At 57.3% G+C, this 24647-nt stretch carries 26 protein-coding genes; 12 read left to right on the top strand and 14 right to left on the bottom strand.

The genetic code is table 11. From position 1 onward, the window contains the following. Positions 1 to 101: 101 nt before the first annotated feature. The 7 genes from rpsT (at position 102) to G6R15_RS17695 (ending at position 9132) form a co-directional block, all read left to right on the top strand. Entirely contained in the window at positions 102 to 365 is a 264-nt protein-coding gene (rpsT, locus tag G6R15_RS17665) for a 30S ribosomal protein S20 (protein ID WP_164661308.1), read from the top strand. Between the two features lie 540 nt (positions 366 to 905). After that, positions 906 to 2330: a chromosomal replication initiator protein DnaA gene (dnaA, locus tag G6R15_RS17670; RefSeq protein ID WP_164661309.1), complete on the top strand. Its 1425-nt coding sequence runs from the start codon at positions 906 to 908 to the stop codon at positions 2328 to 2330. 235 nt (positions 2331 to 2565) lie between these two features. Continuing rightward, positions 2566 to 3684: a DNA polymerase III subunit beta gene (dnaN, locus tag G6R15_RS17675; protein WP_164661310.1), complete on the top strand. Its 1119-nt coding sequence runs from the start codon at positions 2566 to 2568 to the stop codon at positions 3682 to 3684. A 64-nt stretch (positions 3685 to 3748) separates the two neighbouring features. Then, a complete protein-coding gene (gene recF, locus G6R15_RS17680; protein WP_164661311.1) occupies positions 3749 to 4846 on the top strand; it encodes a DNA replication/repair protein RecF in 1098 nt (365 codons plus the stop codon). Beyond that, positions 4843 to 5463 carry a LysE family translocator gene (locus tag G6R15_RS17685; RefSeq protein WP_164661312.1) on the top strand — a complete coding sequence of 207 codons (621 nt, stop codon included), beginning with the start codon at positions 4843 to 4845 and terminating at the stop codon, positions 5461 to 5463. Before recF ends, G6R15_RS17685 begins: the two co-directional genes overlap by 4 nt. Positions 5464 to 5541: 78 nt before the next feature. Next, positions 5542 to 7959 (top strand): DNA topoisomerase (ATP-hydrolyzing) subunit B, encoded by a 2418-nt coding sequence (gyrB, locus tag G6R15_RS17690; protein ID WP_164661313.1) that lies wholly within the window; start codon positions 5542 to 5544, stop codon positions 7957 to 7959. A gap of 714 nt (positions 7960 to 8673) precedes the next feature. Further along, the gene (locus G6R15_RS17695) at positions 8674 to 9132 is read left to right on the top strand and encodes a MaoC/PaaZ C-terminal domain-containing protein (protein WP_164661314.1); all 459 of its coding nucleotides are present in this window, start codon (positions 8674 to 8676) and stop codon (positions 9130 to 9132) included. A gap of 312 nt (positions 9133 to 9444) precedes the next feature. Here the strand turns inward: G6R15_RS17695 and G6R15_RS17700 are convergent, their stop codons facing one another. The 12 genes from G6R15_RS17700 to G6R15_RS17755 all read right to left on the bottom strand — a co-directional run bounded on the left by G6R15_RS17700 (position 9445) and on the right by G6R15_RS17755 (position 20825). Next, a complete protein-coding gene (locus tag G6R15_RS17700; protein ID WP_164661315.1) occupies positions 9445 to 10974 on the bottom strand; it encodes an AMP-binding protein in 1530 nt (509 codons plus the stop codon). Continuing rightward, positions 10971 to 12566: a class I adenylate-forming enzyme family protein gene (locus G6R15_RS17705; RefSeq protein WP_164661316.1), complete on the bottom strand. Its 1596-nt coding sequence runs from the start codon at positions 12564 to 12566 to the stop codon at positions 10971 to 10973. Before G6R15_RS17705 ends, G6R15_RS17700 begins: the two co-directional genes overlap by 4 nt. Positions 12567 to 12601: 35 nt before the next feature. Then, the gene (locus G6R15_RS17710) at positions 12602 to 12847 is read right to left on the bottom strand and encodes a hypothetical protein (protein ID WP_164661317.1); all 246 of its coding nucleotides are present in this window, start codon (positions 12845 to 12847) and stop codon (positions 12602 to 12604) included. A gap of 26 nt (positions 12848 to 12873) precedes the next feature. Further along, entirely contained in the window at positions 12874 to 13053 is a 180-nt protein-coding gene (locus G6R15_RS17715; RefSeq protein WP_306432356.1) for a CoA transferase, read from the bottom strand. A gap of 15 nt (positions 13054 to 13068) precedes the next feature. After that, positions 13069 to 13464 (bottom strand): Zn-ribbon domain-containing OB-fold protein, encoded by a 396-nt coding sequence (locus tag G6R15_RS17720; RefSeq protein ID WP_164661319.1) that lies wholly within the window; start codon positions 13462 to 13464, stop codon positions 13069 to 13071. Beyond that, on the bottom strand, positions 13461 to 14633 hold the full coding sequence (locus G6R15_RS17725) for a thiolase domain-containing protein (RefSeq protein ID WP_164661320.1): 1173 nt from the start codon (positions 14631 to 14633) through the stop codon (positions 13461 to 13463). Before G6R15_RS17725 ends, G6R15_RS17720 begins: the two co-directional genes overlap by 4 nt. 9 nt (positions 14634 to 14642) lie before the next feature. After that, positions 14643 to 14780 (bottom strand): hypothetical protein, encoded by a 138-nt coding sequence (locus G6R15_RS17730; protein WP_164661321.1) that lies wholly within the window; start codon positions 14778 to 14780, stop codon positions 14643 to 14645. 179 nt (positions 14781 to 14959) lie between these two features. Next, a complete protein-coding gene (locus G6R15_RS17735; protein ID WP_164661322.1) occupies positions 14960 to 16105 on the bottom strand; it encodes a Gfo/Idh/MocA family protein in 1146 nt (381 codons plus the stop codon). After that, positions 16105 to 17160 (bottom strand): sugar phosphate isomerase/epimerase, encoded by a 1056-nt coding sequence (locus G6R15_RS17740; protein WP_164661323.1) that lies wholly within the window; start codon positions 17158 to 17160, stop codon positions 16105 to 16107. The genes G6R15_RS17735 and G6R15_RS17740 overlap by 1 nt, the downstream gene beginning before the upstream one ends. A gap of 70 nt (positions 17161 to 17230) precedes the next feature. Continuing rightward, the gene (locus tag G6R15_RS17745; protein WP_164661324.1) at positions 17231 to 18184 is read right to left on the bottom strand and encodes a substrate-binding domain-containing protein; all 954 of its coding nucleotides are present in this window, start codon (positions 18182 to 18184) and stop codon (positions 17231 to 17233) included. 122 nt (positions 18185 to 18306) lie between these two features. Further along, positions 18307 to 19323 carry an ABC transporter permease gene (locus G6R15_RS17750; protein WP_164661325.1) on the bottom strand — a complete coding sequence of 339 codons (1017 nt, stop codon included), beginning with the start codon at positions 19321 to 19323 and terminating at the stop codon, positions 18307 to 18309. Continuing rightward, positions 19320 to 20825 carry a sugar ABC transporter ATP-binding protein gene (locus G6R15_RS17755; protein ID WP_205520572.1) on the bottom strand — a complete coding sequence of 502 codons (1506 nt, stop codon included), beginning with the start codon at positions 20823 to 20825 and terminating at the stop codon, positions 19320 to 19322. Before G6R15_RS17755 ends, G6R15_RS17750 begins: the two co-directional genes overlap by 4 nt. Positions 20826 to 21032: 207 nt before the next feature. On the opposite strand from G6R15_RS17755, the gene G6R15_RS17760 reads away from it, so the two are divergent. The 5 genes from G6R15_RS17760 (at position 21033) to G6R15_RS22945 (ending at position 23368) form a co-directional block, all read left to right on the top strand. Continuing rightward, positions 21033 to 22061 (top strand): LacI family DNA-binding transcriptional regulator, encoded by a 1029-nt coding sequence (locus tag G6R15_RS17760; protein ID WP_164661327.1) that lies wholly within the window; start codon positions 21033 to 21035, stop codon positions 22059 to 22061. Between the two features lie 178 nt (positions 22062 to 22239). Then, entirely contained in the window at positions 22240 to 22656 is a 417-nt protein-coding gene (locus G6R15_RS17765) for a DUF3168 domain-containing protein (protein ID WP_164661328.1), read from the top strand. Continuing rightward, positions 22653 to 22979 (top strand): phage head closure protein, encoded by a 327-nt coding sequence (locus G6R15_RS17770; protein WP_164661329.1) that lies wholly within the window; start codon positions 22653 to 22655, stop codon positions 22977 to 22979. The genes G6R15_RS17765 and G6R15_RS17770 overlap by 4 nt, the downstream gene beginning before the upstream one ends. After that, positions 22979 to 23131, top strand: a complete 153-nt coding sequence (locus G6R15_RS22940; RefSeq protein WP_240336803.1) for a hypothetical protein — start codon at positions 22979 to 22981, stop codon at positions 23129 to 23131. Before G6R15_RS17770 ends, G6R15_RS22940 begins: the two co-directional genes overlap by 1 nt. 33 nt (positions 23132 to 23164) lie before the next feature. Next, positions 23165 to 23368 carry a P27 family phage terminase small subunit gene (locus G6R15_RS22945; protein ID WP_240336804.1) on the top strand — a complete coding sequence of 68 codons (204 nt, stop codon included), beginning with the start codon at positions 23165 to 23167 and terminating at the stop codon, positions 23366 to 23368. Between the two features lie 47 nt (positions 23369 to 23415). Here G6R15_RS22945 and G6R15_RS17780 read toward each other — a convergent pair whose 3' ends face one another. After that, positions 23416 to 23715: a hypothetical protein gene (locus tag G6R15_RS17780; RefSeq protein WP_164661330.1), complete on the bottom strand. Its 300-nt coding sequence runs from the start codon at positions 23713 to 23715 to the stop codon at positions 23416 to 23418. After that, entirely contained in the window at positions 23712 to 24566 is an 855-nt protein-coding gene (locus tag G6R15_RS17785; protein ID WP_164661331.1) for a hypothetical protein, read from the bottom strand. The genes G6R15_RS17780 and G6R15_RS17785 overlap by 4 nt, the downstream gene beginning before the upstream one ends. Positions 24567 to 24647 lie beyond the last annotated feature (81 nt).

The following is a 24647-nucleotide window of genomic DNA, read 5'->3' on the forward strand; positions in this document are numbered from 1 at the left end:
GGCCCGCTCTGGCTAGAATCACACCGGTGACCTGATACCCGGATTGGACTTGGCAATGCGCAAACTTGAACAAACCGAACCGAGATAAAGGTCAGATAACCATGGCAAATTCGCCCCAGGCAAAAAAGCGCGCCCGTCAGAACGAGTCCCGCTTTGCCGTCAACAAAGCCCGTCGTTCGCGCATCCGTACCTTCCTGCGTAAAGTCGAAGAAGCAATTGAATCCGGCGACAAAGAAGCCGCAACTGTTGCTCTGCGCGCCGCTCAGCCCGAGCTGATGCGTGGTGTGACCAAAGGCGTATTTCACAAAAACACCGCATCGCGGAAAGTATCGCGCCTGGCAGCCCGCGTTAAAGCTCTGGGTTAATTCGCGACTCGCACAAAAGCGTTTTGTGAAAAGGCGTTGCCGTCGGCAGCGCCTTTTTTTGTGCCTGTTGCACTGATGCCCCGTTGCTGCGAGCGCGAGAGATTCTTTGTCCCCAAAGGCAGAGTCAACATCAGAGTTTCGTTGCCGCTCCGCACCCGGACTTGCTACCACTGTTCCAGCGATTCACTCGCTTGGGGGGACAGGCTGCAAGGTACCCGACCTGACAGGCATCAGGGAAGGTGCATGCGATTGCCGAAGGCCGGGGTAACTCGGCGTGGTCGGTCTGCTATGGGTATATCAAGCACCCTAGCCCTGTCGAAAATGAGTGTGACGAGTAACGAGGATGCACAATCCGTCGGTATAAGACGGGTGTTTGTCTTTGTTGTTTGTTCTCGTGCGGACCTATGTCTGTACGACGCCGATGCTCACACATCGGTGCACGGTATCCCTGTGCGTGATTGCCACCGGGACTGGTCCGGTGAATTGGATGGGTAATAACAGGCTGAATAGCCGATGATGATGGGACGCGTGAGGCGCTGGATGACACAAGAAAAATGGGGACAACTCCGTCAGAAACTGCTCAAGACGGTTGGACAAAACAACTACTCAACCTGGATCGAACCGCTCGAGTTCCAGGAGCTGCATGACGGGGTTGCAGTCTTTACGGTTCCGACAAATTTCATGGGAAATTACGTCAGCCAGAACTTTGCTGATCTGATCCTGTACGAATTGAACAACTCGGGTGAATCCGTGCAGCGCATTGCGTTTCGCGTCGCGGCCAACTCTCCTGTGCGGCCTGTGGTTCCGACGACTGCTGCAACCGCAGACAAGCGTCCGACCGAGCGCAAACAAGCGACTCAGCAGACCGGTACACGCTCAACAGACACACGTACATCGAGCAGCGCGTTCGAACCGATGGATTCGCTGCAAGCTGCACCGCTGGACGCGCGCTTTACCTTTGACAGCTTTGTTGTTGGCAAACCCAACGAACTGGCACACGCTGCCGCGCGGCGCGTGTCCGAGGGTGGCCCGGTTACGTTCAATCCGCTGGTCCTCTATGGCGGTGTTGGCCTGGGCAAAACGCACCTTATGCACGCCATCGCATGGGAGCTAAAGTCAAAGCGTCCCGATTTGAACGTGCTGTATCTGTCGGCTGAACAGTTCATGTATCGCTTTGTGCAGGCTCTCCGAGAACGCCGCATGATGGACTTTAAACACCTGTTCCGCTCGGTCGACGTGCTGATGGTTGACGACGTGCAGTTCATCGCGGGCAAGGATTCCACGCAGGAAGAGTTCTTTCACACCTTCAACGCGCTGGTGGACCAGAACAAACAGATCATCATTTCGGCGGACCGCGCTCCAGGTGAAATCAAGGATCTAGAGGATCGCGTGAAATCGCGCCTGCAATGTGGTCTTGTCGTCGATCTGCACCCGACTGATTACGAATTGCGCTTGGGCATCCTGCAAAACAAGGTTCAGCAGCACCAAGCCACCTATCCTGATCTCAAGATTACCGATGGCGTGCTGGAATTTCTGGCACATCGGATTTCGACCAATGTGCGTGTGCTTGAGGGTGCCCTGACCCGCCTGTTCGCATTCGCTTCGCTGGTGGGGCGTGAGATCGACATGGACCTGACACAGGATTGTTTGGCTGACGTGCTGCGCGCATCCGAGCGCAAGATCACGGTCGAGGAAATCCAGCGCAAGGTGTCCGACTACTACAACATCCGCCTCAGCGACATCATCGGCCCCAAGCGTTTGCGCTCTTATGCGCGGCCGCGTCAGGTTGCGATGTATTTGTGCAAACAGCTCACCAGTCGGTCGCTGCCCGAGATTGGCCGCCGCTTTGGCGGGCGCGACCACACGACTGTCATGCACGGTGTCAAGCGTATCGAAGAACTAAAGCTTACCGACGGTCAAATCGCCGAAGACGTCGAGATGCTACGCCGCGCGCTCGAAGCCTAAGTTTTACGGCCACCGCTCACGAAGGGCCCCGGATATGCTTCGGGGCTTTTTTTATTCCCTTGTTGTGTGCTGGGGTCAACGTTTTGGCCTGATCTGTGTCCCAAGGGCCACGCGGGCCTTGACGCCCCCCGCTTTCCAGCGGACAAATCCATGAAAAAACTTGTACCGCAGGCCTGACCCGCTAGGGTGCCTGTCCCGGCCACCGCATTGGCCCAAGACAAAGGATGTAAGGGATATGAAGATCAGCATCGAACGCGGCACGCTGCTCAAAGCCGTGTCTCAGGCCCAATCCGTTGTGGAACGCCGCAACACCATCCCCATCCTGGCAAATGTTCTGATCGAAGCCGAAGGCGACAGCGTGCAGTTCCGCGCCACCGACCTGGACATCGAAGTTGTGGACAAGGCCCCGGCTCAGGTCGAGCGCGCGGGTGCTACCACCGTTGCAGCGACAACCCTGCACGAGATCGTGCGTAAACTGCCCGACGGGGCGCTGGTCACGCTCACTGCCGACGGTGCGACGGGTCGCCTGACTGTCGAAGCTGGACGGTCGAACTTCTCTCTGGCAACTCTCCCGCGCGAAGATTTCCCGGTCATGGCCTCGTCCGAGTATCAGTCGAACTTTACCGCGCCCGCGGGGATGCTGCGCCGCCTGTTCGACAAATCGAAATTTGCGATCTCGACCGAAGAGACCCGCTATTACCTGAATGGTGTGTACCTGCATGTCACCGACGCCGATGGCGGCAAGGTGCTGCGCGCTGTGGCCACCGACGGCCACCGCCTGGCGCGCATCGACGCTGAATTGCCCGCAGGATCGGCCGAGATGCCGGGCGTGATTGTCCCGCGCAAGACCGTGGGCGAGCTGCGCAAGCTGCTGGACGACGACGAGATGGACATTGCGGTGTCGGTCAGCGAGACCAAAGTGCGCTTTGCCACGCCAGACATCACCCTGACGTCCAAGGTGATCGACGGCACGTTCCCCGACTACACACGCGTGATCCCGCAAGGCAACACCCGCCGTCTGGAGGTGGATGCGTCTGAGTTTGCCCAGGCCGTGGACCGGGTCGCGACAGTTTCGTCGGAACGCTCACGCGCAGTGAAACTGCAGCTGGAAGAAGATCGCCTGATCCTGTCCGTCAACGCGCCCGACAGTGGTGCTGCGGAAGAAGAGCTGGCCGTGGCCTATGGCGACGAGCGGCTCGAGATCGGGTTCAATGCAAAATACCTGCTGGAAATTGCGTCCCAAGTGGACCGCGAGAACGCGGTGTTCATGTTCAACTCGGCCGGCGACCCGACCCTGATGCGTGAGGGCAATGACCAAAGCGCGGTCTATGTCGTCATGCCGATGCGTGTTTGACCGCGCATTCTGCGCGATGCCTCCGGCGGCCATATTTTTCAACAAAAAGAAGGGGTAGGGTCTCGTGCTGGCTCTGACCTCGTTGACCGTATCCCACTTTCGCTCGCACAAGGTGGCGCGGTTGTCGTTGGATGGCCGCCCTGTTGCTATTCATGGCGCAAACGGCGTCGGCAAGACCAACATCCTAGAAGCAGTTTCGTTGTTTTCCCCCGGACGGGGCATGCGACGTGCCAGTGCAGCCGAGATGACCCGGCGCCCCGAGACTTTGGGCTGGAAGCTGCAAGGTGTACTGGACGTGCACGGCCAACCCCATGAGATCGAGACATGGTCTGACGGAGGTGCGGCGCGGCAAGTGCGGATCAACGGAAAGGCGGCCAATCAGGTGGCGTTGGGGCAGCTGTCGCGGGTTGTCTGGCTAGTGCCCTCGATGGACCGGCTTTGGATCGAAGGTGCAGACGGGCGGCGGCGGTTCCTGGACCGCATGGCGTTGAGTTTTGATCCAGGCCATGCCGAGGCTTCGCTACTTTATGAAAAGGCCATGCGCGAACGTAACAAGCTGCTCAAAGAGCAAATCCGCGACGATCATTGGTATGTGGCGCTGGAACGGCAAATGGCCGAAGCAGGCACCCGCATCCATCAGGGGCGGCTGTCAGCGCTGGAACTGGTCCGGCAAGCTCAAGAGCAGGCGCAGACGGCCTTCCCCTCGGCCGACCTGGAATTGGTGCAAACCGAAGGCGCCATGCCCGAAACCGAAGCCGACTTGAGAGAGGCGTTTATCGAAAGCCGGTTCCGCGATCTTGCCGCAGGCCGAACCCTGGTTGGGCCGCATCGCAGTGATCTTTACGGTGTGTTTGCGGCTAAGGGTGTTCCCGCCAAGGATTGCTCGACCGGGGAACAAAAGGCCCTGTTGGTGTCGCTGATCCTGTCCAACGCGCGCGCATTGGCAGCCCAAACCGGCGCACCACCCATCGTGCTGCTGGACGAGGTTGCCGCCCATCTGGACGCAAACCGCCGCGAAGCGCTGTATGACGAGATCTGCGCCTTGGGCACCCAAGCCTGGATGACCGGCACCGAGCCCGAGTTGTTCGCCGGACTGGAGGGCCGCGCGCAATTCCTGGATGTCACCGAACAAGGTGGCTTATCCGAGGTTCACGCCCTATGACCGTTACCCCTTGGGAGTTGACCCTATACGCTGGCGCCTTGCTGGTGCTGTTCCTGACCCCCGGCCCGGTTTGGCTTGCAATAATCGCTCGTTCGCTCAGTGGCGGGTTTCAGGCGGCCTGGCCACTGGCGCTTGGCGTAGCCATCGGCGATATCATCTGGCCCTTGCTGGCGATCATCGGAGTCTCGTGGTTGGTTAACGAGGTCGAGGGGTTCATGACTGTTCTGCGCTATGTGGCCAGCGGCGTGTTCTTGTTGATGGGGGTCAGCGTGCTGCGCCAAGCAGGTAACACGATCCGTGAAAACAGGGCACTTACCAAGCCGGGAAAACGGGCGGGGTTCATGGCTGGACTTATTGTCATCCTAGCCAACCCCAAGGCGATCTTGTTCTACATGGGCATGTTGCCAGGTTTTTTTGACCTGAGCCAAATCACCCCCGCCGACATCGCTCCGATCATTGCGCTGTCGTTCACTGTGCCCCTTCTGGGCAACCTTGCGTTTGCCCTGTTCATCGATCGTGTGCGCGGTGTATTGACTTCGCCGCTGGCGATACGCAGGACCAATATCGTGGCCGGTTGCCTGCTGATCTGCGTCGGCCTGATCATTCCCTTTACATGACACAAAATCTGGTAGGATGGCGTGACAATCCCCCCCAGAAAACGTATAAGGTGACAAAATAATGAAGGTACTCACCGCATGTCCGAAGACAATCAGGCACTCGAAGAATACGGCGCTGATTCCATCAAAGTTCTCAAGGGCTTGGAAGCCGTTCGGAAACGCCCCGGCATGTACATCGGCGACACTGACGATGGCTCGGGTCTGCACCACATGGTGTACGAAGTCGTGGACAACGGCATTGACGAGGCATTGGCCGGTCACGCTGACCATGTGACCGTGAAAATCCACGCCGACAACAGCGTTTCCGTCAGCGACAACGGGCGCGGAATTCCGGTTGGTATCCACGAAGAAGAAGGCGTTTCCGCAGCTGAGGTCATCATGACCCAACTGCACGCGGGTGGTAAATTCGACAGCAACTCGTACAAGGTGTCGGGCGGTCTGCACGGTGTAGGTGTTTCCGTCGTGAACGCTCTGTCAGATTGGCTGGAACTGCGCGTCTGGCGTGACGGCAAAGAACACATTGCGCGCTTTGAACGCGGCGATACGGTCAAGCATCTAGAGGTCGTCGGCGATTGCGGCGACCGAACCGGAACCGAGGTGCGGTTTCTGGGATCGACCGACACGTTTTCAAACCTAGAGTACTCATTCGAGACGCTGGAAAAACGCCTGCGCGAGCTGGCCTTCCTGAACTCGGGCGTGCGGATCATTTTGGTCGATGAACGCCCGGCAGAGCGGCTGGAATCTGAATTGATATACGAGGGCGGCGTCAACGAGTTCGTCAAATACCTCGACCGCTCCAAGACTCCCGTCATGGACACCCCGATCTATATCAAGGGCGAGCGGGACGACATCGGCGTCGAAATCGCCATGTGGTGGAATGACAGCTACCACGAGACGGTACTGCCTTTTACCAACAATATTCCCCAGCGGGATGGTGGCACCCACATGGCGGGCTTCCGGGGCGCGCTAACGCGGACGATCAACAACTACGCGCAATCCTCTGGCATCGCCAAAAAGGAAAAGGTGAACTTTACCGGCGACGATGCGCGCGAAGGTTTGACCTGTGTGTTGTCGGTCAAAGTACCCGATCCCAAGTTCAGCTCGCAAACCAAAGACAAATTGGTCAGCTCCGAAGTGCGACCGGCGGTCGAAGGCCTGATGAATGAAAGGCTGGCGGAATGGTTCGAAGAAAACCCCAATATCGCCAAGCAGGTCGTCGGAAAGATTGTCGAGGCCGCGCTGGCGCGCGAGGCTGCGCGCAAGGCCCGCGAACTGACCCGTCGCAAGACGGCAATGGATGTGAATTACCTGGCGGGTAAGCTCAAGGATTGTTCGGAGAAAGACCCCTCCAAAACCGAAGTCTTCTTGGTCGAGGGCGACTCGGCCGGTGGCTCGGCCCAGACCGGACGCGATCGCCGGACCCAAGCTGTTCTGCCCCTGCGTGGTAAGATCCTGAACGTGGAACGCGCCCGCTTTGATCGGATGCTATCCAGTCAGGAAATTGGCAACCTGGTGATGGCGCTTGGCACCGGCATTGGCCGGGACGAGTTCAACATCGAAAAGCTGCGCTACCACAAGATCGTGATCATGACAGATGCGGACGTCGACGGCGCCCACATCCGGACACTGCTGTTGACCTTCTTCTATCGGCAAATGCCCGAATTGATCGAAGGTGGCTACCTCTACATTGCGCAGCCGCCGCTGTACAAAGTGGCGCGCGGCAAATCCGAGGTGTACCTGAAAGATCAGGCAGCCTTGGACGATTACCTGATCAATCAAGGTGTTGAGGGTGCTGTGCTGAAACTGGGCAGTGGCGAAGAAATCGTCGGCCAGGATCTGACACGCGTGGTGGACGAAGCCCGCCAACTCAAGCGCGTGCTCGACGCCTTCCCGACACATTATCCCCGTCACATCCTGGAACAGGCCGCTGTAGCCGGGGCCTTTGTGCCTGGTGCCGTGGACGCTGACCTGCAGGGCGTCGCGGACATGGTCGCCGCTCGCCTGGACCAGATTGCGCTTGAATATGAACAAGGGTGGCAAGGCCGGATTACACAGGATCATGGCATCCGCTTGGCGCGCATCCTGCGCGGCGTCGAAGAAGTTCGCACGCTGGACGGCCCCATGCTGCGCTCCGGAGAGGCCCGCAAGACCGGCAGCTTTACCAAAAGCCTACAAGAGATTTACTCGACCTCAGGACAGCTGATCCGCCGTGATCGTGCACAGGCCATCCATGGCCCGCTGGATCTGCTGCGTGCAATCCTGGAAGAGGGCGAAAAAGGACTCTCGTTGCAACGCTACAAGGGTCTGGGCGAGATGAACCCCGATCAGCTATGGGAAACCACCCTCGATCCGGATGCTAGAACACTACTCCAAGTGCGCGTAGACGATATGGTCGAAGCAGACGACTTGTTCACCAAACTCATGGGCGACGTCGTGGAACCACGACGCGAGTTCATTCAACAAAATGCACTGAGTGTCGAAAATCTGGATTTCTAAACTTGTGAAGGTGAGACGTACAAACCGCGGCCCAAACTCAACTAAATCTTGCACTTTGCGACATCAAATGCACTTAATGCTAGAGAGCCATAACCTCAAAGTTGATCCCGCTGATGTCGTTCGCCCGCGGAGGTAGAGACTTAAGAAAAAAGTGCAATCTTATGGGCAAATCGTGCAATCTTATGCGCAAACGCTGTGAAGTATTATGGGCGAAACTCCGCGAATTTCTTTAATGAATTCAATGAAGGTGATGCAGAGTTATGCGCACACCTCATAATCTTGCTCAGTTCGCCCGTCGTTTTGCGTGATCGGAGTTTGCGACGTTGCGAAGTGGTGCTGAACGCTGCATTAGAAATGCAACTTAGTCGCTCTCAACGCAGTTTGTTGATCGGCTACAAAGAACAGTTCACCTGATATTATGAATGAAACTTAACGCGTGGATGTGAGATTTGGTTCTCTATCCACTCTCAACCTCTCGTTAGAAGTCCAAAACGGCAACTTTGGGCGTATTCCGGGCCATGGCATCCTTCTACTTTCTCGTGATCCACGCGCGGACCGTTGGCGCACGACACAGATATTCCTGTTGACCGCCGGCAACGTCTGGATGGGCCAGCACTGCCTGGAAGAGTTGTCACAGGATACCATTTGGCGCCATATTCCGGCAGGTCAGATCACTATCACGGCGCAGTCGCCGAAACGGATAAGGAGTAGGCAATGAAACTGATAGGTACTGGATTTCATTGGGATGAGTTAAACGCAGGTGATCAATTCAAAACCTATGGCCGCACGATCACAGAGACCGATGTAGTGAACTTTGTGTCCTGCGTGGGGATGCTGGAATCGCTCTTTGTGGACGCTGAGTATCGCAAAGCGCATTCGGCCATGACAGGCCATGCGGCGCCGGCCTTGCTGACTCTATCGCTGGCCGAAGGGTTAGTGCTGAACGCCACCGGACAAGGTACGGGGCTTGCGTTCCTCAACATGGAAATGAGCGTCAAGAAGCCAGTGTTTGTCGGTGACACGATCCATGTCGAGATCTTTGTGGAAGAGGCGCGCAAAACATCAAAGTCCGAACGCGGGTTGGTGCGCACACGCAACCACATCATCAACCAAGACGGCGAAACCGTTATCGAATACGTCCCCCAACGCCTGATGGCGGCGAGTGGCAATTAGGTTTCGCGGGTCAACCTGCCCCAGTCGAATTCCAGCGGTTGCTTGTCCAAATTCCGCTTGATCGCATCGCGGTGATAGGGCGGCTCCATGCACATGGCTTGAGTCCAGGACTCCGTTTCAGTCGGTGTTCTCTGGTCCGGGTGCAATGTCTGGTTTAGCACCACCTTGGCCTGTCGTATTACCCGACGTGACACCTTGCGAAAACGGCCGACGCGGTTAGCGACAGGGCGTCACGAGTTTCCGACTGCGAACAGGTCATGACGCCGGCCTAATCGATACCCTCCCAGGTCAGAGTGGCAAATCCCTGCCTCATCACAAATCCATTTCCGCCACCTGTTCGCGCAGCTCTGTCTTGACCACCTTGCCATAGTTGTTCTTGGGCAGAATTGGCAGGTCAACGTAGTGTTTCGGGCGTTTAAAACGGGCGATGTTTTCGATGCACAACCCATCCAGTGCGGCCCTATCCAGCACCCTGCCAGGCTCGCAAACGACGCAGGCAACAACCACCTCGCCCCACTCATCATGCGGTCGCCCCACGACCGAGGCTTCGGCCACGTCTGGGTGCGTCAGCAACACTTCCTCGACCTCGCGAGGATAGATGTTCGATCCGCCCGAAATGATCATGTCCTTGGATCGATCATGCATTGTCAGAAACCCGTCGCCATCAAGCGACCCCATATCTCCGGTCCAGAGCCAACCGTCGCGGATCGCCTTGGCTGTGGCCTCTGGGTTGTTCCAGTAACCTTTCATCACGGCCGTGCCAGAAACGACAATTTCACCAATCTCTCCTGTCGCAACATCCGTGCCATCCGCATCGACCACGCGCACACGGCTGACTGCTTGCTGATGGCCCACGCCGGTCAACCGCTCCCGCCAACGCGGGTGCATGCGATCCAAAACATATGACTTTGGCAGCGTCGTGATCGCCATGGGACATTCACCTTGCCCATAAATCTGAGCAAAGCGCGGACCCAGCACATCCACCGCCTCAACAATGTCCGCAAAATACATCGGCCCCCCAGCGTAAATGATGGTGTCGATGCCTTCGCCCGTCGCGCCCGACAGTTTGGCATGATCAATCATCCTGCGCACCATTGTTGGCGCTGCGAACATGCTGACGTGCCCTACCCGTGGTGCCATGTCCAATATTTCGGCCCCGTCAAAACCACCGGATTTTGGGCAGATGTGGCGTGCACCGGCCATGACGAACATGAAGTTGTAGATACCAGCCCCATGACTCATTGGGGCCGCGTAAAGCGTGGCATCCCGCTCGCTATGAGTTCCCACGCCATCATGATAGCCCATAACCATGGCCATCATGTTTTGCGCAGAGATCATCACACCCTTTGGCCGTCCGGTGGTGCCCGAGGTGTAGAACAACCAGATCATGTCATCGCGATTTATGGCAGCAGGCCTAGGTCGAGGGTCAGCCGAGCGCATTGCCTCGAACTCATCAGTTCCAGCCACCACCACGCGTTCAACACACTGTGGTAAGATTGGCGTTAAACCGTTGGCATTGGTATCAGAGGCAAAGATCAGCCGAGCGCCTGCATTCTCGATGATCCAAGACGCTTCCTTTTCGTGAAGCTTTGCATTGATCGGGACTGCCGCTGCGCCTGCCCACCAAATGCCGTACATGGCTTCCAGGTACTCGGTCCGGTTCTTCATCACAATAGCCACGCGGTCGCCCTGACCGATACCCGCGGCGTTCAGTGCACCTGCAATGGCACTGGCGCGGGCTGCAAAGCCTGCATAGTCACATACAAGATCTTCACCATGATACAGTGCCGGATTATTCGGCTTCAACGCAGCCGTACGGTATAGCCATTCAGCCGGGTTCATCTTTGATGGTCTCCATCTGTTCCGTCCGGGGGCATGACCGCCTCATTGACCTCCTCCCAAAAGGGTTTTCTCAACTCGGTTTTCAGAACTTTGTTTGCAGCAGTAAGCGGCATAGGTTCTGTTCGCCAACTGATGCTTTGGGGGCACTTGTAGCCCGCAATCTTTTCCCGACAGAAAGCGATCAATCCCTCAACCGATGGGTTCGCCCCTTCGGCCCGGATCACAATAGCATGAACCGCCTCGCCCCACTTGTCATGAGGTATACCAATCACTGCAACGTCTGCCACGCCCGGATGGCGGGACAATAGGTTTTCAACCTCTGCTGGATAGACGTTCTCGCCACCCGAAATGATCATGTCTTTCACCCGCCCCGAAATCCACAAACAACCGTCTTCATCTTGATAACCCGCATCCCCGGAATGCAGCCAGCCACCGCGCAGAGTTTCAGCCGTTAACTCTGGCTGACCGACATAGCCCTTCATCACGTTGGGTCCGCGCAATACGATCTCGCCCACGGTACCGCGCGGCACTTCGTTGCCCTCTTCGTCAACTACGCGAATTTCGACATGCGGCACGGGCCAGCCAACGGCGCCCAGCTTGCCGTACTTTGCAAAATCCTTTCGGTGATACTCAGGCCCAAGCGTGCTGATCAGCGGCGCGGCTTCAGTCATGCCGTACCCGTTGGACAGATCGACATGTGGGAACGCCTCGATAATGCGGTGCAGTAGCTCGTCCAGAGTAGCCGAAGCTCCATAGCTCATCTGTCGCAGACTGGAGAGGTCGAAGTCGTCGAAATCCGGTTCATCCAGGACCATCTGCAACATCGCTGGCACAAAAGAAGTCGCATTGATCCGGTGCTTTTCGACACCTTCCAGAAATCCGCGCGGTGTGAACTTTGGGTGGATGACCAGCGTGTAGCCCACCAGCACAGCGCAAAAGATCCGTGCCCCGGCCGCCAAATGAAACATCGGCCCGATAAGCAGATGCATTTCCTCTGCCCGCACGTCATAGGCCTGCGTGTGACCCGTGGAATTGGCAAACATGTTCCAATGGCTGAGCATGATGCCCTTTGGTCGCCCGGTTGTGCCCCCGGAATAAAAGATGATCAGCGTGTCATCCCCTTGCCCCGGCGGGTGACACAGCGGTTGGGGATCGGCTAACAGACTATCAAATGTCCTTTCGCCGCCTTTAACCTTTGCTCCGATCAGAACCAGATCGAAATCCGTCGCAGCCAAGGCGCGGGCCTGCCGCGCGGCTTCGGCGTTTTCGGAATCCGCGATCAGCAGACTTGCCCCACTGTCATCCATGCAATCCGCCAACTCTGACGGGCTGAGGCGCCAGTTCAACGCGACGGTTTCAGCGCCGATAAAGGACGGCGCAAAGTAACTCATGTAAAACCAGTCAGAGTTCAGACCAACAAAAGCCACCCGGTCACTCGGCTTAATTCCCAGCCGCTGCAAGCCTGACGCCAGTGCACAACACCCCTGACAAAGCCCCTGCCAGCTGGTTTCCCGCCCTTCACAGATGATGGCCGTTTTGTCGCGCAACATCCGCGCGTTACGCTCGATCATGTGGGGAAAGGAAACATTCATACCCTGGGTCCTTCGCCAACGCTGTGTGCTGTTTGTCAATCGGAACGTGACACGTCTTGCGCCAGCAGCAAACCCATAGAAATCACGATAAGGATCGCGATCTTTCGCAAAGTGATTTCCTCTCCCGAAAAGGGCAGTGTCAGCAGCATGATCCCGACAGGATCAAGGAACATGCCCATGATCAGATACAGCACCACGATCACCAACGGAACCGACCAGTCACTCGTCTGGTAGAACTCGGTCAGCGCAATCACCTCGGGCGTCAGATCGGTCCGGGACACACACATATAGGATGACCTCGGATTCTTTAGACTATGACCTGCGGACGGCGGTTGTAGATCAACACATCCGCTTGCCGGATCAGCTTCGTGACGGCTGCGCGCCCATCCTCGGGCTTGATCACATCGGCACCCATATCCCCAACGATCTGCGTCGTAGAGCGGGCCATGAGAAAATTGGTCAGATCGACCACCGTGATACCGTCCAGCGGGCGCTCTACTGCTCAAATCCCTCGCGCCGGGCGGAACAGAGGCAACGCCTGCCCACCCTCTGTCTGACCAAACATGACCTCTACCGCCATATCAACGGACAAGTTGTCAAAGTCAGCTTCGACGATATTGGACATCATCGTCACACCTTCATCCAAAGTGACATAAGCAATCGCATAGGGCGGATCGGCGCGACGCATCACCGAATAGGTATAGATCCGCCCCCGTCCTGTCGCCTCGGTCCACGTTGTGTCAGGTGACCCGCATTCGGGGCAGATCGCGCGCGGATAGAAATGCGCTTTGCCGCATGCATTGCAGCTTTTGACCAACAGCTTGCCGTCATTGGCAGCCTGCCAGTAGCATTCAGTTTCCAGGTTGATGGTGGGATCGGGATAGATGCGGTCGCTCATGCGTCGTTGCTCCCCAAGATGACAGTTCCGGCTCCGGTACGTTGCGAGATCTGCCCGCCCGTTCCGTGGGCAAGGGCAAGGCGGCAATCGGGCACTTGCACGGCGGGGTGCGCCTCGCCGCGCAACTGGCGAACCGCCTCGATCACCTTGGTCATGCCGCCACGGTTGGCCGGGTGGTTGTTGCACAAACCGCCGCCATCGGTGTTGAACGGCAACTTTCCGACGCCCGAAATCAGATTGCCGTCAGACACAAGGGCCCCGCCTTTACCCTTTTCGCAGAACCCCAGATCCTCAAGCGTTTCCAGCACCGTGATGGTAAAGCTGTCATAGATAGAGGCATAATCAATGTCCGCCGGGGTGACCCCCGCCTCGGCAAAGGCGATGGGGCCGGATTTGGCGGCCCCAGTATAGGTCAGATCAAAACGCCCACCGTTCAGGTGCTTGATCCCGGCCCCCTGCCCCAAAACCTTGATACAGCGATCTCCCAGCGACTTGGCGATCTCGGGGCTGACAACCACAAGCGCCCCGCCCCCGTCCGAGATTACACAGCAATCCAGACGGTGCAGCGGGTCGGCGATCATCGGTGAATTTATCACATCCTCAACCGTCACTACATCGCGCAAAACCGCATGTTCATTGTGTTGCGCATGGTGACTCGCCGCCACCTTGATCCAGGCAAGCTGTTCTGAGGTCGTGCCATATTCATACATATGACGCATCGTCGACATGGCGTATAAATTCGTCACCATCGGCCCATAAGGCAGCTCAAACCCGCGCTCTGGCGAGTCCTCGCCCCGTGCCCGCGCGCCCAGTTTTTGCAGACCCTCCGCTCGGGGGCGTCCGGCAAGGGTGATCAGGGCAACCTTGCATTTTCCGGCGGCGATCGCTTCCATCGCGTGGCCCACATGGATCACATAAGACGACCCGCCTGTTTCCGTGGTATCGGTATAGGTCAGGTCCAGCCCCATGTATTCCGCAAGTGCCATGCCACCCAATCCCGGCAAGGACCCGTCGCAGAAATAGCCGTCTACATCGTGCTTGCTCAGCCCCGCATCCGCCAGCGCGCCCAAAGCAACCTCGGCGTGCAGCATAGGCACGGTCTTGTCCACAGCCTTGCGCGTGGGATGTTCAAAAATGCCTGCAATATAGGCTTTGGCCAATCGCGCCATGATGTCCCCTTAGTATGATTTCGGAAGGCAAAGCGCTGTCTCGGCCAGATAACACAGGATGAGTTGCGGGCCAACCGGCGCGATCTGATAGAACGGGCCGCCGCCTGTTCGGTACAGGCCAGCCTGGCCTTGGGTGGGAATTCTCATCCGCTTTTGGGCAATTTTGAACAGGCTATCGTGCACTTTCACACCCTGTTGGAACGGAATATTTCCAAACTGAACACCTAATTTATGTAAGAAACCGCTGTCACCCCTGTGTATGGCGCACCCGTTCCGTTATCGTTTTTTGGCCCTGTCGGCCCAGTGGTTTTGCTGAAAAGACAGCGCTATGTTAGCGAAATCCAAGCCGCGTCCCGCGCGGAACTGCGCACACAGGCATCAATGAACCTCATGCCCATTAGGCCCTCTTTCAGGCCTGGCAGCACGGAATCATCTTCTGTGTAACGCCCTGCCTGCTTGTCGCGGATGCATGTTGCTGCTTCCAGATAGATATTGGCAAATCCTTCGAGATACCCTTCTGGGTGGCCTCCTGGCGTTCGCACAAGGTGTTCTAGTTGCCCTACGCCACCCGCACCGGCACGGGTGAGCAGACGCGTGGGCTCTCCGAATTCCGTGTGACGCATCACATTGGGATTCTCCTGCTCCCATTCAATCCCACCTTTGGTGCCGTACACCCGCAGCTTGAGCCCGTTTTCATTGCCCGGTGCGACCTGCGAGCACCACAGCATGCCTCGTGCGCCTTCTTGAAAGCGCAACATGACATGAGCGTTGTCATCGACCTGTCGCCCCTCCACAAAGCTCTGGATGTCTGCACACAGGCTCTCTGGCGTCAAACCGGTAACAAAGCACGCCAAGTTAAAGGCGTGTGTGCCAATATCCCCAGTGGACCCGCCAGCGCCCGAACGAGCGGGATCAGTGCGCCAATCAGCCTGTTTGTTGTCCTCTGGTTCTGTCAACCAATCCTGTGGGTATTCAACTTGGACGACGCGGATATTGCCCAAATCGCCCGCCGCCACCATCTCACGCGCCTGCCGGATCAGTGGATAGCCCGTATAGTTGTGGGTCAGAACAAACAGAGCGTCGGATTTTTCCACCGCTTGCGCCATCTTGCGCGCGTCCGTCATCGTTGACGTCAGTGGCTTGTCGCAGATCACGTGAATGCCGCGTTTCAGGAATTCGCGCGCAGCTGCCATATGCACATAGTTCGGCGTGACGATCGCCACTGCTTCGATGCCATCTTTCAGGCGCGCCTCGCGGATCGCCATGGATTTGAAGTCATCATAGGTTCGATCCGGCGCCAGACCAAGAGCGTCGCCCGACGCCTGAGCTTTCGTTGGGGTCGAGGACAAAGCGCCCGCGACAAGGTCGAATTGTCCGTCGATCCGTGCTGCGATGCGGTGTACTGCACCGATAAAGGCATCATTGCCGCCGCCCACCATGCCAAGGCGAATAGGTCGTTGAAATTCACTCATCACGAAATCCCCAGCATACGTTTGTTGGCGTCCTCATCGGTGCCGCCATCTGCGAAATCATCAAAGGCGGTTTCGGTCACGCGAATGATGTGGTCACGCACAAAGGCTGCACCTTCGCGGGCGCCGTCCTCTGGGTGTTTCAGGCAACATTCCCACTCCACCACAGCCCAACCGTCAAAGCCATTGGCCGCCATTTTGCTAAAGATCTGACCAAAATCGACCTGACCGTCCCCCAGACTGCGAAAGCGGCCGGCGCGATCCACCCAACTTTGATAGCCACCATAAACACCCTGCTTGGATGTCGGGTTGAACTCTGCATCCTTGACGTGGAACATCTTGATCCGGTCTGCGTAGTCATCGATGTGAGCGACGTAATCCAGACACTGCAACACAAAATGACTGGGGTCATACAACATGTTGCAGCGCGCATGATTATCGACCCGCTCAAGGAACATCTCAAACGTCACCCCATCGTGCAGATCTTCGCCTGGATGGATCTCATAACAAATGTCCACACCCATCTGATCCGCATGGTCCAGAATGGGCCGCCAGCGTTTCGCCAATTCGTCAAATGCCGTTTCAACCAAACCGGGCGGCCGCTGGGGCCATGGATAGATGTAGGGCCAAGCCAAGGCGCCGGAAAATGTCGCGTGTGACGAGATTCCCAGGTTGTAGCTTGCCGTTATAGCCAGCTTCACCTGTTCGACGGCCCAGGCTTGTCGTGCCTTTGGATTGCCGCGCACCTCTGGTGCGGCAAAGCCATCAAAAGACTCGTCATAGGCAGGATGCACTGCCACCAACTGGCCCTGCAAATGTGTAGATAGTTCGGTGATTTCAACACCATTCTCGCGCGCGACGCCCACCAATTCTTCGCAATAGGACTGCGAACTGGCGGCTCGGGCGAGGTCAAATAGGCGTCCGTCCCAGCTGGGGATTTGCACACCCTTATAGCCACAATCGGCGGCCCATTTGGTGATGCTGTCCCAGGAATTGAAAGGGGCGTCGTCACCGGCAAACTGGGCCAGGAACAGCGCGGGACCTTTGATTGTCTGCATGTTTTCTCTCCTGTCTGAAGAAGAGGCCCCTTGGGAGAAAGGGCCTCTTCCCGGGTACCCGAATGGCGCTTTAGAACGGCGAATCGGGGAAGTAGAAGCTTGCAGCGTTCTCTGGCGTGATCAGTGTCGCGCCCAGAATGTAACGCCCAGCAACCGGGCCGTTGGATTTGAACGCGGCCACGGTCACATCCATCGCGGTTGCGATCATCGCAGGCGGGTAAAGCACATCCACCGGCACCAGCTCGTTGCCGTCCATGATGCCTTTGATCGTCTCTTTCATGCCCGCACCGCCAACGACGAACATGCCGTTGCCGTCGCGACCCGCCTGTTTCAGCGCGGCCACGACGCCAATAGCGATGTCGTCATCCTGCGCCCACACCGCATCAATGTCCGGGAAGCGGGACAAGAAATCCTGCATCACTTCAAAGCCGTCATCGCGGTTCCAGTTTGCGTGTTTATGATCAAGAACGTTGATCCCTGACCCTTCGATTTCGGCCATAAAGGCGTCAAAGCGCTCGTTGTCGATCAGCGTCGGGATACCGCGCAAAATCACAATGTTGTCGCCGTCTTTCAGACGCCCCTTCATGTATTGCGCGGACACACGCCCCAACTCGGGATTATTGCCCGCAACATAGATATCCTCGATACCCGGCTGGCTCAAACCCCGGTCGACAACTGTGATCAGCGCCCCGGACTTTTTGACGTTCAGCACCGGATCGGTGAGCGGCTCGGATTCAAACGGCAGCACCACCAAAGCGTCAATCTGGTGAACTGAAACAAGGTCCTCTAGCGCGCTGGCCTGAGCACTTGGGTCCGGCGAGTTTACCAGGATCAGATCCACATCCGGGTAAAGCGCCTCCAGGCGTTCTTCGGCTTTTTCGGCGTGCCAATTCATACCAGCTGCCCATGCGTGGGTTGGGGTTGGATAGCTCACGCCGATCTTGATGCTTTCTGCGCTTGCCCAGCTGGTAAGGGCGATGGTGGCCACAGTGGCCAGAGCCCCGATTTTGGTAAGTGTATTCATGTTTTCCTCCCTACAAGTCCTATGATTTCCCTATGATTTGGACGCACCTCTCCTCTCCGGTGACGCTCGGTTCTTTCGCGCGATTCATTGCGAAAAATTCTTCGTGTGTTGTGCGGCGGCCTTTAATCCGCCGACTTGTTGCGGCCCCAGTCCCCGCGTTGCAGCCAGACTGCAATGATGATGATGAGGCCCTGCATAGTCCCGTTCAGATAGTTCGAGATCATGTCAGTGAAGTTCAAAATGTTACCGATGGTGGTCAGGATAAGCGCGCCAAGGATGGTGCCCCCGATCCGACCGTACCCGCCTTTCAAGACGGTGCCGCCGATGATCACGGCTGCAATCGCCTCCAGTTCCCAGAGCACGCCGGTCGACGAAGACGCCGACCCAAGTCGCGGCACATAGATGATTGTTGCCAACGAAACGCAAAGCCCCTGGATCACATACGTCAGCGCCTTTACACGATCGACCTTGATTGCAGAGTATTTGGCGACACTTTCATTGGACCCGATGGCTGTGCAATAGCGACCAAAAGCCGTGCGGTTCATCAAGAACCAGCCTGCTATGGCTACGACAATGAACACCCACACAGGGATCGGCAGCCCAAAGAAGCTGTCGTAATACACCGGACGGTACACGCCGCGAATGTCATAGTTCAGCGACAGCGTCCCCCCATCCGCAAAATAGGTCACCAGCGAGCGGTATATGCCCATGGTACCGAGGGTCACGATGAAAGCTTCGATCTTGCCTTTGGTTGTCAAAAGCCCGTTCACCAAACCGGCCCCCAAACCCAGAATGATTGAGCATCCGCACCCTATGAGCACCGTGGTCACACCTGTGCCAAACGTGCCCACGGCACTGTTCATGACGATAATCATGACGCCAGCGATGACAGCAGCCATAGAGCCGACGGACAAATCGATACCGCCCGCGGTGATCACAAAAGTCGCGCCAACCGCGATAATGCCGATAAAGGCCGAGCGGGTCAGCAGATTGGTGATGTTGCCTTCGCTGAGGAACGCCGGATTGAGTAAGAATCCGATCACACACAGGATAAGAAGCGCAATGGCTGGACCCGCCGTTTTCAGGTCGAAACCGATCAGTTTTCTGGTTTTAGCTGTGCTCATTGTGATCTCGGTCATTGTTGACGCTCCCGCTTAAGTCCTGCGGCATAGCGCACGATTTCGGATTCATTGATGTCCTCACCGGTCAGAATGCCCGTGATTTCACCTTCCCGCATCACCACGACGCGATGACAAAGCCCAATGATTTCAGGCATTTCCGAAGAAATAACCACCACCGAGACTCCTTCCGCGGCAATTGCTGCGATGAAATGATAGATTTGCTGCTTGGTCCCCACGTCGATCCCGCGTGTCGGTTCGTCGATGATCAGAATGCGTGGATCGCACTCCATCACCTTGGCCAACAACAGCTTTTGCTGATTGCCACCGGACAGGTCACCGACGTTTACATTTGGATCCCTGGCGCGGATGTCAAAGCGCCGTATGGCGCGTTCAAGCGCGGCCTCCTCGGCCTTGCGATCCAGGCTCAGACCTTTGACAAATTTGGGCAAGGCAAAGAGCGAAAGGTTCGGCCGCATCTTTTGCCCCAACAACAGCCCTTTCTCTTTGCGGTCTTTGGTCAGGTAAACAAGGCCCGCATCCCGCGCCGCCGCGACCGAGTGAAAATTGGCAGGTGCCCCGTCAAACAAGATGGACCCGTTGGTTCTTGCCGAAAGCCCACAAACGGCCTCAAAAACAGCGGTCCGCCCGGCGCCGATCAGCCCAGAGAACCCGAGGATTTCCCCTTTTCTAAGATCAAAGCTGACATTGTGCACACCTGGCGCCATTAAATCCGTCACGTTCAGCGCCTTGTCTGCGTCTACGTCAACTTCGTTTGTTGGCGGATAAAGGTCGCTCAATTCTCGTCCAACCATCATCTGCGCCATACTATCCGGCGTCAGGTCTTTGGCTGCATGTGTGCCGATCCATTGTCCGTCACGCAAAACCGTCACTTGATCCGAGATTGCGCTGACTTCGGCCAACTTGTGCGAGACAAAGACGATTGCGGTCCCGCGCGCCTTAAGGCGGCGCACTTGAGCAAAAAACAACTCCGTCTCTGCCTCGGTCAAGACGGCCGTTGGCTCGTCCATGATCAGAACTCGCGCGTCGCGGCTCATGGCCTTGACGATTTCCACCATCTGTTTTTGCGCAATCGAAAGATCCGAAATCCGGTCTTCAGGAGAGATGTCCAAGCCTATGTCATCAAGAAAACCGCGCACCGCCGTCCGCATCGCAGCGCGATCAAGCACGCCTCGCTTCCGAAGCTCTCGCCCGAGGAAGACGTTTTCTTCCACCGTCATCTGCTCGGCCAGATTGAGCTCTTGGTGAATAAGGACAATGCCAACGGCCTCTGACAGCCCATTGCCGGGCAATTCAGTGTCCACACCATCAACGCGGATATGACCGGACGTCGGTTGCAGAAAGCCCGACAAGATCTTCATCAGAGTCGACTTGCCCGCGCCATTCTCACCGATCAGCGCGTGTACCTCGCCGGGGCGAATGTCCATGCTGACGCTGAACAAAACCGGAACTGTGCCAAAGGATTTGCTAATCCCGTCTGCCGACAAAATCGGTGCACTTATGAACTGGCCATCCGGCACGTCGTTCTCCTCCCTGATGTTTCGCCCCATTATGAGGTCGTTGGTTGATCTATGTAAACCTTTTCATAGTTTATGTAAACCTTTACATAATGAGCTGTAAACCTTTTCATATCGCCGCAATGCAGCTATAACCGCCCTAAGCGCCTTTAGCGCAAAAACAAAATTCAACGACGACAGGCGCGCCAGAACGTGACGCTAGCACCCAAGAAATCCGCAACAATCGAAGACGTTGCAAAGCTTGCAGGCGTCTCAATCGCCACGGTAAGTCGGGCGATTCGAAACCCCGAGAAGGTCGCTGAAAGCACGCGCAAGAAAGTAACCAATGCGATTGCGCGCACAGGGTACACCGCCAACGTTATGGCGCAGAACTTGCGTATGCAGCGGTCCAAGATGGTCATGGTGCTGACGCCGTCCATCGCCGATCCGAACTTCCCCGGCATCCTGATTGGCCTGGAGAAGGAAGCCCATGCGCGGGGCTATGGCGTCCTAATCGGCAACACCGAGGGCGCGATCTCGCTTGAGGAAAACCACATGCGCTTTCTGGCGACGGGTGTGGCGGACGGACTTGTTTTGCTGACCGGTCACGAGCCTGTAGCGGGCACGCCAAAAAACCCAAGCATCAAACTGCCGCCTTCTGTTGCAGTTGGGCGCCCCCTAGAAACTACAGAAAGCAGCTTCGTCGGCGTGAACGATATCGCTGCCTCAAAAATGGCAACCGAATATCTGGTCTCACTGGGGCACCGTCGGATCGTATTTGTCAGCGGCGGTATTGGGGATGTCTTGTCCGAACGCCGCCACCAGGGCTATCGCCTGGGCCTTGCTGAATGCGCCGAAGAATTGGCAGATTGGCGCATGGAGGGGGATGGCACCAGCGAAGGCGGGCGCGCAGCCGTAGAACGGCTGTTCATCAAGGACACTCTGCCAACCGCATTCTTCTGTTTCAACGACAACACCGCAATCGGCGTGATCGCTGCGCTGCGACTGCGCGGTTTTGACGTCCCGCGCGACTTTTCCGTTATCGGGTTTGATGACATACCGTTCGCCAGCAACATCACTCCGGCGCTGACAACCATTCGGCAACCCCGCACTATGATCGGCGCACAAGCGATGTCACTCCTGCTGGATAAGCTTGAGGGCAAGAACCTGGAGAACCAGGAAAAAATGGTGCACGGTGATCTTGTCGTCCGCGAAAGTTGCGGACCAGTCGGCCGCAGCTAAGCACAGGGTCAGTTGCATTTCTCACACTGCAGCCCGCACTATAGACCATTAGCAATGCCTAATGTTCACTATTTCTGTGTCTCTGGCGCTTTCAGAAGTCCTGCTCTTCAGGCAAGGCGATCCGACGCAAGTGGTCTGATGTTGACAACAAACTTGCCCATATACGGGAGGCAGGAAGGTGAGCGTTGAACTGGTCACACAAAAGGCCATCCGTGCGCGTCTAGTGGCAACCCAAGCCGTTACAGATTTGGTTCCAGCGCTAAGCATCCTGGACCACAATCAGCGCCCCGCACCGAACCCCAGCATTATCATCGGAGAGACACAGCTTGTGGACGAAGGATCGTCTATGAAGCGCGCGCATTCGCGGGTCTATCACACGTTGCACATCTGGATGCGCGAACCCTCCCTCGAGGGCGTCAAGCGGATCGGTGGCGCGATCCGCGGGGCCATCCAATGGAGTCGGATTAACCTGGACGCCAGATATCATGCGGCAGACATCAAGGTCAGCAGCATACGCGCTGTGCGTGATCGGGACGGCGAAACATCCCATGGCATCGTGACTATCGAGGTTCTGGTTTCGGAGGATGTGGCATGAACTCTGGCAAGCTGCGGCGCGTGATCCGGGTTCAACGTTCCACCACAGGCGCCAATGAGTTTGGCACCCCAACTGAGGTTTGGGAAGATCACAAACGCCTACGGGCCGAGGTTGTCGAGCGGGACGCCAGCGAATTCATCAATGCGCAGGGTGCGGTTGACGTGGAACGGATCGTTTTCCGAACCCGCTTTGTCGAGGACGTGACAGCCAAGGATTCAATCCTGTTTGGTAGTGACCGCTCCAACATCCGCGAAATCAGCGAGACCGGACGGCGCACAGGGCTAGAACTGCGATGCGCGAAGATTGGGGAGGATGACGCCTGATGCGTGGCACCAAACCCCACATGGTAGAAGACCCCGAGGCGATCACGGACCAGACGGCGCCGGACTGGCTGTCGGACGATGCGCGCGACGAATGGGACCGGGTTATGCCGATCCTGGCAGAGCGCCAAATTCTGACAATTGCCGACCTGTGAAGCCTTGAAAGCTACTGCATCGCCATCGGCACGGTGCGCGAAACAGAGCGCCACATTCAGAAGCACAACTATGTCATCGAGGCAGACGGCGCATTCAAGCGCAACCCGTCCGTGGGCATTCAGCAAGCCGCAATTCAGCAAGCGCGCCTACTGGCTGCAGAGCTTGGCATGACTCCTGTTCCGCAGTCCCGCCCTACGATCAGGGAGGATGGCGATGCTGATTCCCTCGTGGATTGAGAACGACGAAGAAATCCCCGATCCGCTGGGCCATGGTGAACGGGCAGTCAATTGGCTGCGCCGCTTGAAGCACCCCAAGAACCCCAACCTACGCGCACGGGGTGAACTCCACGGCGTCGATTACGTAGGCCAGCAGCCTCGGCCTTGGCGCGCAGCTCGGCCTTCTCTGCCGCCGTGCAACGGAAGACAAAGGTCTCCGTCAGCGGCTCTTTTGCGCGGGTCTTGCCCGCGCCGGTGGGGTTCGAAGGGGAGGCTTGCCGCCCCTCGCAAGGTCCCGTGTCATCCGCGCCAGCGTATGACATGGGTCGCCTTGCTGTTTGCGCTTCGGTCGGATCGGTGGCGCTCATGATCTGAGGTCCGCCGCCTGGATTTGCGCCTGTGTCACCAGCTTTGCGGCCAGCAATGCGTCGACTTGGCCCGGTGTGATGTGACGGCAAAGCGGATGGCGGTCTGTAATCCAGCCCGCCAAGCCCACCAACATCTCGGCCTGTTTCACCTTCGTCTCTTCACGACGCCTGGCGATCTCCTCGACATAGGCCCGCCACCGCCCGGACTTGAACCAGTTGTCGGAGAAACAGACTTTCGACCGGGTAAAGCCTGCGCTCTCGGTCGCATACGCCTTCACGGCCTGCAATAGGTCCTCGACCTCGATACCGGTATCCAAGGCCTCCCTGATCTGCCTGAGGCTCTCCACCTTCCCTCGCACTCGGTCGGGCGGATAGGCCGCCAACACCTTCTCAGCCGCTTCATCCTCCGTCGCCACGCGCTCGCGCGTAGAAGGTTTCTGGATGGTTTTAGGATGGTTTGGGGGCCGCTGTGGCCCCGGTACCCAGGTCACTGTGGCCCCGGTACCGGGTCCAGTCTGGACGGGGTTCACTGTGGCCCCCGTCTCGATATCGGGCTCGGCAGTCAATTCCAGCACCTCGACCTTCGCCAGGTCGATCCGGTAAACGACGGTGAACCCATTCTTGCACCCGCGCGCGCCGGTCTCAATCAGGATTCCTTCCTTCAGGAATTCCCGGATCGTCCGCTTAACTGTGCTCTCCCCTAACTCGGTGTGTCGCTGGATCGTCCCCTTCGAGCACCAAATGCCAGAGCCGTCGTCACTCGCCTTGTCAGCTAGGAACATGATGATCTGTTTGCGCGCGGCGCTCCCAAACTTCCGGTCGGCACGCGCATTCGCTACCCGCCAGCTCATTTGACCGCACCAAAAGGCGCACGGACGTGCGAATTTTGTACAGGTTTTGTACGAGGTTTCGCCCTTTTCAGGCGAGTTCGG

This window comes from Tropicibacter sp. Alg240-R139 (assembly GCF_900537075.1).
Taxonomy (GTDB): domain Bacteria; phylum Pseudomonadota; class Alphaproteobacteria; order Rhodobacterales; family Rhodobacteraceae; genus Falsiruegeria.

What these genes read in the sequence shown, in the direction of transcription:
- rpsT (WP_164661308.1), top strand. Translation starts at nt 102, where the DNA reads ATGGCAAATTCGCCCCAGGCAAAAAAGCGCGCCCGTCAGAACGAGTCC.
- dnaA (WP_164661309.1), top strand. Translation starts at nt 906, where the DNA reads ATGACACAAGAAAAATGGGGACAACTCCGTCAGAAACTGCTCAAGACG.
- dnaN (WP_164661310.1), top strand. Translation starts at nt 2,566, where the DNA reads ATGAAGATCAGCATCGAACGCGGCACGCTGCTCAAAGCCGTGTCTCAG.
- G6R15_RS17685 (WP_164661312.1), top strand. Translation starts at nt 4,843, where the DNA reads ATGACCGTTACCCCTTGGGAGTTGACCCTATACGCTGGCGCCTTGCTG.
- gyrB (WP_164661313.1), top strand. Translation starts at nt 5,542, where the DNA reads ATGTCCGAAGACAATCAGGCACTCGAAGAATACGGCGCTGATTCCATC.
- G6R15_RS17695 (WP_164661314.1), top strand. Translation starts at nt 8,674, where the DNA reads ATGAAACTGATAGGTACTGGATTTCATTGGGATGAGTTAAACGCAGGT.
- G6R15_RS17700 (WP_164661315.1), bottom strand. Translation starts at nt 10,974, where the DNA reads ATGAACCCGGCTGAATGGCTATACCGTACGGCTGCGTTGAAGCCGAAT.
- G6R15_RS17705 (WP_164661316.1), bottom strand. Translation starts at nt 12,566, where the DNA reads ATGAATGTTTCCTTTCCCCACATGATCGAGCGTAACGCGCGGATGTTG.
- G6R15_RS17720 (WP_164661319.1), bottom strand. Translation starts at nt 13,464, where the DNA reads ATGAGCGACCGCATCTATCCCGATCCCACCATCAACCTGGAAACTGAA.
- G6R15_RS17725 (WP_164661320.1), bottom strand. Translation starts at nt 14,633, where the DNA reads ATGGCGCGATTGGCCAAAGCCTATATTGCAGGCATTTTTGAACATCCC.
- G6R15_RS17730 (WP_164661321.1), bottom strand. Translation starts at nt 14,780, where the DNA reads ATGAGAATTCCCACCCAAGGCCAGGCTGGCCTGTACCGAACAGGCGGC.
- G6R15_RS17735 (WP_164661322.1), bottom strand. Translation starts at nt 16,105, where the DNA reads ATGAGTGAATTTCAACGACCTATTCGCCTTGGCATGGTGGGCGGCGGC.
- G6R15_RS17740 (WP_164661323.1), bottom strand. Translation starts at nt 17,160, where the DNA reads ATGCAGACAATCAAAGGTCCCGCGCTGTTCCTGGCCCAGTTTGCCGGT.
- G6R15_RS17745 (WP_164661324.1), bottom strand. Translation starts at nt 18,184, where the DNA reads ATGAATACACTTACCAAAATCGGGGCTCTGGCCACTGTGGCCACCATC.
- G6R15_RS17750 (WP_164661325.1), bottom strand. Translation starts at nt 19,323, where the DNA reads ATGACCGAGATCACAATGAGCACAGCTAAAACCAGAAAACTGATCGGT.
- G6R15_RS17770 (WP_164661329.1), top strand. Translation starts at nt 22,653, where the DNA reads ATGAACTCTGGCAAGCTGCGGCGCGTGATCCGGGTTCAACGTTCCACC.
- G6R15_RS22940 (WP_240336803.1), top strand. Translation starts at nt 22,979, where the DNA reads ATGCGTGGCACCAAACCCCACATGGTAGAAGACCCCGAGGCGATCACG.
- G6R15_RS17780 (WP_164661330.1), bottom strand. Translation starts at nt 23,715, where the DNA reads ATGAGCGCCACCGATCCGACCGAAGCGCAAACAGCAAGGCGACCCATG.
- G6R15_RS17785 (WP_164661331.1), bottom strand. Translation starts at nt 24,566, where the DNA reads ATGAGCTGGCGGGTAGCGAATGCGCGTGCCGACCGGAAGTTTGGGAGC.